The sequence below is a fragment of the Companilactobacillus hulinensis genome (assembly GCF_003946555.1).
Taxonomy (GTDB): domain Bacteria; phylum Bacillota; class Bacilli; order Lactobacillales; family Lactobacillaceae; genus Companilactobacillus; species Companilactobacillus hulinensis.
In genome coordinates, this window is record NZ_RHOO01000041.1 from 1 (window position 1) to 6,178 (window position 6,178).

Annotated in this window: 8 protein-coding genes; 4 read left to right on the forward strand and 4 right to left on the reverse strand. The window is 34.4% G+C overall.

Annotated features, from left to right (window positions below):
* Positions 1-178: 178 nt before the first annotated feature.
* Together EKM66_RS12320 and EKM66_RS12325 are read right to left on the reverse strand one after the other, a co-directional pair.
* Entirely contained in the window at positions 179-535 is a 357-nt protein-coding gene (locus EKM66_RS12320; RefSeq protein ID WP_125765013.1) for a type II toxin-antitoxin system YafQ family toxin, read from the reverse strand.
* The gene (locus EKM66_RS12325; RefSeq protein WP_010620850.1) at positions 535-813 is read right to left on the reverse strand and encodes a type II toxin-antitoxin system Phd/YefM family antitoxin; all 279 of its coding nucleotides are present in this window, start codon (positions 811-813) and stop codon (positions 535-537) included. Before EKM66_RS12325 ends, EKM66_RS12320 begins: the two co-directional genes overlap by 1 nt.
* Before the next feature lie 75 nt (positions 814-888).
* Between EKM66_RS12325 and EKM66_RS12330 the strand changes: the two genes are divergently transcribed.
* The 4 genes from EKM66_RS12330 to EKM66_RS12355 all read left to right on the forward strand — a co-directional run bounded on the left by EKM66_RS12330 (position 889) and on the right by EKM66_RS12355 (position 4,799).
* Entirely contained in the window at positions 889-1,476 is a 588-nt protein-coding gene (locus tag EKM66_RS12330; protein ID WP_065928854.1) for a site-specific integrase, read from the forward strand.
* Between the two features lie 1,288 nt (positions 1,477-2,764).
* Positions 2,765-3,682 carry a replication initiation protein gene (locus EKM66_RS12340; protein ID WP_125765015.1) on the forward strand — a complete coding sequence of 306 codons (918 nt, stop codon included), beginning with the start codon at positions 2,765-2,767 and terminating at the stop codon, positions 3,680-3,682.
* Positions 3,683-3,958: 276 nt separating this feature from the next.
* Positions 3,959-4,525 carry a DUF536 domain-containing protein gene (locus EKM66_RS12350; RefSeq protein WP_062913471.1) on the forward strand — a complete coding sequence of 189 codons (567 nt, stop codon included), beginning with the start codon at positions 3,959-3,961 and terminating at the stop codon, positions 4,523-4,525.
* A complete protein-coding gene (locus EKM66_RS12355; protein WP_125765017.1) occupies positions 4,461-4,799 on the forward strand; it encodes a hypothetical protein in 339 nt (112 codons plus the stop codon). Before EKM66_RS12350 ends, EKM66_RS12355 begins: the two co-directional genes overlap by 65 nt.
* Positions 4,800-5,142: 343 nt before the next feature.
* Here the strand turns inward: EKM66_RS12355 and EKM66_RS12360 are convergent, their stop codons facing one another.
* A complete protein-coding gene (locus EKM66_RS12360; RefSeq protein WP_125765019.1) occupies positions 5,143-5,523 on the reverse strand; it encodes a DUF4430 domain-containing protein in 381 nt (126 codons plus the stop codon).
* 361 nt (positions 5,524-5,884) lie between these two features.
* A partial coding sequence (locus EKM66_RS12370) for a type II toxin-antitoxin system YafQ family toxin (RefSeq protein WP_164505149.1) occupies positions 5,885-6,178 on the reverse strand: 294 nt, incomplete at its 5' end.

Here is a 6,178-nt window from a genome sequence, read left to right on the forward strand (position 1 = left end):
TACCATTAAACAAAAAAACAGCCCCTATTATCTATCCACTAGATAACGGGGGCTGTTTTATAGGGGCGATTAAAAAAAGGCACAAATAACCCCTCAAAATCATTGTTAAAATAACCCCCAATATCTATAATGTAGATGTTGGGGGTTATTTGTTTTTATATGGTATAAATGACTTCTCTTATTCGTCATTTTTTCGATACCTTTTGGAACGATTTTGACCAGGAAATAAACGATCATGCGATCCGACTCGAATGCCAATTAAGACTAGTTCATCTTTATCAATCGTATAAACCACCAGGACATCGTTAGTTTCGCTTGGTGTTTTGTTTTTCGGGGTATCTCGTAAGTGAAATTCATTATAACCGCTCATTCGCCGATTAAGCTCATGATCTTCAAATTCTGGTGGTAATTGTTGTTGCTCAAGCAACAGGTCAATGGCTGCTCGAACTTCCTCAATAATAGATTTGTCTAAACTGGCTAACCGTTTTAGATCAGCATTAAAGGTTGCACGTGGTTTAAATCTTAGTTTTTTCATTATTTAAACTGACCCCAATAACCATCATCTGATTCAACAATTTCATCGTCAGGTAAAACATGGCGTTTAATTAACTGATCACGTGCAATTGCATATTCTAACGAACCTTCTTTAGCTTTTAATGCTCTTTCTAACCAGTCCATTTTTTCTTGTGAAACGATGGCTACTGCGCGACTATTTGAACGAGCAATATAAACGGTTTCGTCTTCGTCATTAACTTGATCTAAATATTTTTTTAGGTTAGCGCGAAAATCGCTCTGTGTTAGTGCTAATGTCATATTTACCACCCTTTCATTGTACTTAATATTGTACTTTAATTTGTACTAAAAATCAATTTTTAAGGAGCTAAAACTATGCAACAAGTTGTCTTACCCATCAAAGATTCAAACGTTCTCAAAGAGGTTCAAGATACCTTACTCAACAACTTTAAAGCTGGCCGGCGTAACTATACAGTTTTTCAAGTTGGCAAAGCTACGCTACTGCGAGTGAGTGATGTCATGCGCTTAAAACAAACCGATATTTTTAATCCGGACGGTGCTATTAAACAAAATGCGTTCATTCACGACCGAAAAACGGGTAAGCCTAATACCTTGTACCTTAAACCTGTTCAAACAGAGCTTTTATTGTATCGTCAATGGCTGCTTGATCATAAACTAGAATCTGAATGGCTCTTTCCGTCCATTCAACACCCAGAACGCCATATTACGGAAAAACAGTTCTATAAAATCATGAGCAAAGTCGGCGATCTTTTAAGCATTAATTACCTTGGTACCCACACTATGCGCAAAACTGGGGCTTATCGCGTTTATACGCAATCCAATTACAATATTGGCTTAGTCATGCACTTATTAAATCATTCAAGTGAAGCCATGACTCTAGCTTATTTAGGCTTAGACCAAGCAAGTACCGAAAGTATGTTAGATCAAATTGATTTTGGTTAGTTTTATTTGGATTTTTAGTTGTCGCCAACGGCGACTTTTGATACAGGTTTTTAATGGGTCTAGCACAACATAGAATAAATTCTATGTGTAAGTGCGCATTGACCTCGTTTCACTCGGTCTGCTGATAAACATAAAATCAATTTCTGCTGTTATTGAATTGACTGTATTTTTAATCCAATTTATGTTTGCACTTAACTGAGTTTGTTATGCTTTAAACGCTAAAAATTGTTGCATATCCCGCTGCTTTCAACCAAATTTTTTTAATTGCTTTATGCAGAGAATCTTCATAAACTTGGCAACACAATTTGAATAACTAATTTTAAGAACTGCGTATCTAATTTGAAATTATTATTTTAATGTTAGGAGTAATTAAGCTGAACTAAAAGAAAGTATTAAAACCAATTGATGAAACGCTTGCTGATCCTTGGCAAGTTGATATTCAAGAATTGTTTGAAGCTACTGTCAATGAACCTGACGAGATCAAAAAGAATTTGTATGATTCCCTGGATACTTATATTTTGCAAAAAAGGCAAGAAGATATTAGTAATCTCCCAGGTTCTGTCATCTAGCCCTCTAAAAGCTCACTGAGGGCTTTTTATTTTGTGTTGGTATAAATATATATAAATAGTCTCAAAATCGCTGATAACAAAAAATAAGGCCCTTAAAAAGGGACATAGCAGTTAAATCTTTATCAAGTTTTAGAAAAGCTAACTATTTGCTGTCAATGGTAGCGGACGAGCAAAGCGTAGGAGCATAAGGAATTGACAGCTTTAAACAAGTCTTAAAACTGAAATGGCGAAAGCCAAAGTTTCTACAAAACTTTGCTTTCCTGCCTAACGGCGAGTGAAAAAGCGGTCAAGCTGGCTCAGCTTGGACGGGGTTCGGGGCGTCAGCGCCCGAATGAATGTGACTTGTCACACCTTTTTAGGCAACGAACAGAGTGAGGCGCAAGGAGCATAGCGACTGAAGTTTAATGTGAGCTGTTTTTTGGCTCACTCCTTTGTGTTTTTTGATTCTAGGTTTTGACCTCGTACAGTAGTGCCTCTTTTAAACCTCTTTTATAAACCTCTTTTAAACCTCTTTTAGACCCCTTTTGAGACTTACTCTCCCAAGGCTTATAGAAGTTTATCAACGAGGTTTTGTCTGTTTATCAACGAGGTTTTGTCTGTTTATCAACGAGGTTTTGTCTGTTTATCAACGAGGTTTTGTCTGTTTATCAACGAGGTTTTTAATGGTGATCGTTGATAAACAATCGTTGATTTTGTATGATAGTTGTGGAGGTGTGATTATGAGCAATGAACTTATAAAATATGATCCTGAACTTAATACCATTCCGTTACGTAAATTCACCCCTATTGAAATGAATCTATTTTTTTCAATTATTTCTCGTATGCGTGATAAGGGAGATCAGACAGTTAGATTTTCTTTTGAACAACTTAAAGATTTGAGCAACTATAAACCGACTGCAAATAATCGCTTTGAAGATGATATTCAAAGAACTTATGAAAAGTTAATGGGACTTCATTTTGGAAGACGTAGTAAATCTGGATTAAATAGAGAAATATTTGTTATGTTTACTAAATTCAGAATTGTTGGTGAAGCTGATTCTCCTTATATAGACATTGAAGTATATAAAGATGCTTTGCCACTTCTTAATAATTTAGACACGTGGGTTAGATATGCTTTAGCGGAATTTAGAGATCTTCGAAGCAGTTATGCTAAAACCGCTTTTAGATTGTTAAAAGGTTTCAGAACAACCGGTTATGCTTTTTTATCAAAAGAAGATTTTTTTGAGTTACTTGATATTCCTAAAAGTTATTGGAAAAAACCGGGAGACGTTGATAGATACGTTCTTAAACCAATTAGAGAAGAATTAACTCCTTTGTTTAGAGGATTAACGGTTAGAAAAAAATATGGTAAAGGGCGCGGAAAACCAGTTATTGGCTATTCGTTTACCTGGAAACCTGAAAAGAAAGACGCTGACGACTTCTCACAAGGTCAATTTCAATCTGAACGTCAAAAACTCTTTAACATTCAGCATAATGGTGAATTAACAGAACAGGAAAAATGGCGTGCCATTGATAAAGTTAAGGGGTTAACTTTAGGCTCAACTGAGAAACAAGCGGAACACGATAAAAAAATAAGAGATCAAGCAAGAAAAGAAGCACTTGCTGAACTCCGAAAGGGGTTTGGAAAACATGCCTAAAACTATTAGAGAACTTGCTGATGAGTTTGGTGTATCAAAACAAGCCATTAGGGAAAAAACTAGATGCAAACTTTAGTTGTTGTTAATTCGGGATATTTGCTGTTAAAGCAACATTCATTGGTGGCAACAACCAGAACCAAATCAATTATAGTTTAGCTTGAAGATTGATACCTAAAGAAAACCAATCGACAACCAAGTTTAAGTTTTGCTTGTCGATTGGTTTTCTTGTCGTTTTTAACTTATAATTTAAGGCGGATTAATTAGGCGGTGAAACTATTGGGCAAGACTATTCGGCAACTTTCAGAAGAATTTAAATTGTCAAAACAAGCTATTAATCAACGTATTAATAGCATTAATGGCTTTCGAAGCAAACACACTTACAAAGTTAAAAACCATCTAGAAATAGACAACCAAGGCGTTAAAATGCTTGCTAATTTTGACAAGCAAAAACGACAAGAACGACAACCAAATCGGCAAGCTGAAAACGACAAGGACAAAAATATTGATCAGATCTTGCTGAAGCAACTTGATGTTAAAGATCAACAAATTGCAAATTTACAACAAGCCTTAGATCAGCAGCAAAAATTACAGATAGCAACGGTTGCAGAGAACCATCGATTAAAAGAACACGTTCAGAAACTGAGTGGCTTGTTTGAATCTTCTAGTGCTACTCATCAGCAACAATTAAACGACAAGGACGATACCTTGACGAATAGTTCTAATACCAGTCACATCAAGGATAAAAACGACAATCAAAATGAAAATAAAGTTGCTGAATATGGTAATAGACAAAAGAAAACATTTAAGAACAACACCAATAATAGTTGGTGGCATTTTTGGTGACAATCAGTGGCAGCAAGGCTCTGGATCTGTAGATGAAAAAATATTTGGATTTGTAAACAAAAGGCGTTTATATCAAAATGATTTTAACCAATTGAGTCACGAGCCCAAACCTACTGTTGAATTTTCAGCATTATTTAATTCTTCATGGTGGATATATGGGTTGAAAAATACTATGGAAAATAATGATCTTGAAAAATATCCTAGAAAAAATGAGAAACAATATCAAGATTACTTTGATAACCTAAGAATAGATGGAGTGAAAATATTTTTTTGACAATTATGATTATTGGTGGTTTGGACTTTATTATTAAGAGCTCTATACAGGCATGCTTATTATGGATAGTGGCATTAATAGAGGTTCAGAAGGGCGAGAACAGATTTCATATGGGCATTCGCTGTTCATACAATAATAGCCGTTTCGTTAACAGCGACTAAATTAATCGATTTGTTAAAAATGATATTAATCTGGGATTTAGGTTATCCGATTTGTGAAAAAAGTGGTTGTATTGATCCTTAAAAATTAAATAAAAAGGTAGATTGTAAAATTACTTATTTATGCAAAAAAATATGAGATAAGGATATTGAATTTATCCTCATCTCATATTTTAATTTAATCATTAACCGTTATATTTTGATAATTTGAAAACAACTTTGTCTTTGTTGTGTAATTTCTTTTTGTCAGCTGAAACGTTAACTTGTTTGCCATTAACAGTGAATGTCCAGTAAATTTTCTTCTTGTTATTTTGTTTGTGACCGTCGATAGCTGTGATAAAGCCGCCTTTGTCGTTAACTTTCCAGCCTTTTTTAAGACCATCAGTAACAGTGGCATTCTTTTTCAATGTGATAGTTTTCTTGGCAATCTTCTTTTTATTCTTCTTCAAAGTGTAAGTAGCTTTGATATTCTCGGAAGCCTTAGCTTGAACGGTTGTTGCAGTTGCTGGAGCGAATACCCCTAGTAACATTAATAATGACAATAAAAATGCTGTAATCTTTTTCATTATTTTCCTCCTCGATTTGTACAACGATTTTTATTATAACAAAGAAAAGGCAGACGAAAATAATAATTTAAAAACCATCCAATTAAATAAGGCACAAAAAAGGATGCTTAAGGATAAAGAAATATATAATCATTTCAATTTAGAAAATATTCCCAGTTCCATCAAAACGGAGCTAAACAAGATAGTGCATGACATCGATGACTAATACTTTAACACCAAACAGAAAGGGGCTATGAATATATAGGGTCTATAATATACAAATCGCCCCTCAAAATCATTGTTAAAATAACCCCCAATATCTATAATGTAGATATCGGGGGTTATTTTAATTTATTTTTTTATAAGTGCCCCTAAACTATAGCTATTGATTCAAGATTTCATGGGAGCCAGTTGCAACCAATAGCAAAATCAATTCATCATGATCTAGCTGATAAATAACAATCCAGTTGTCATAATTTTTACCATAGTTTCCATATCTGGCAGGGTGAAATTCACGATAGCCACGCCAATTTTCTTTTAATGCATGATCTTTAATCTGTTTCAAAACAAGTACATCTTGTTCAACAATTGCTTCTAAGCAAGGCTTCAAGACAGTTATTGGGAAATGTTTTTTGACTAGTTTTTTTAATTCACGTTCAAAAGATTTGGTCTGTTT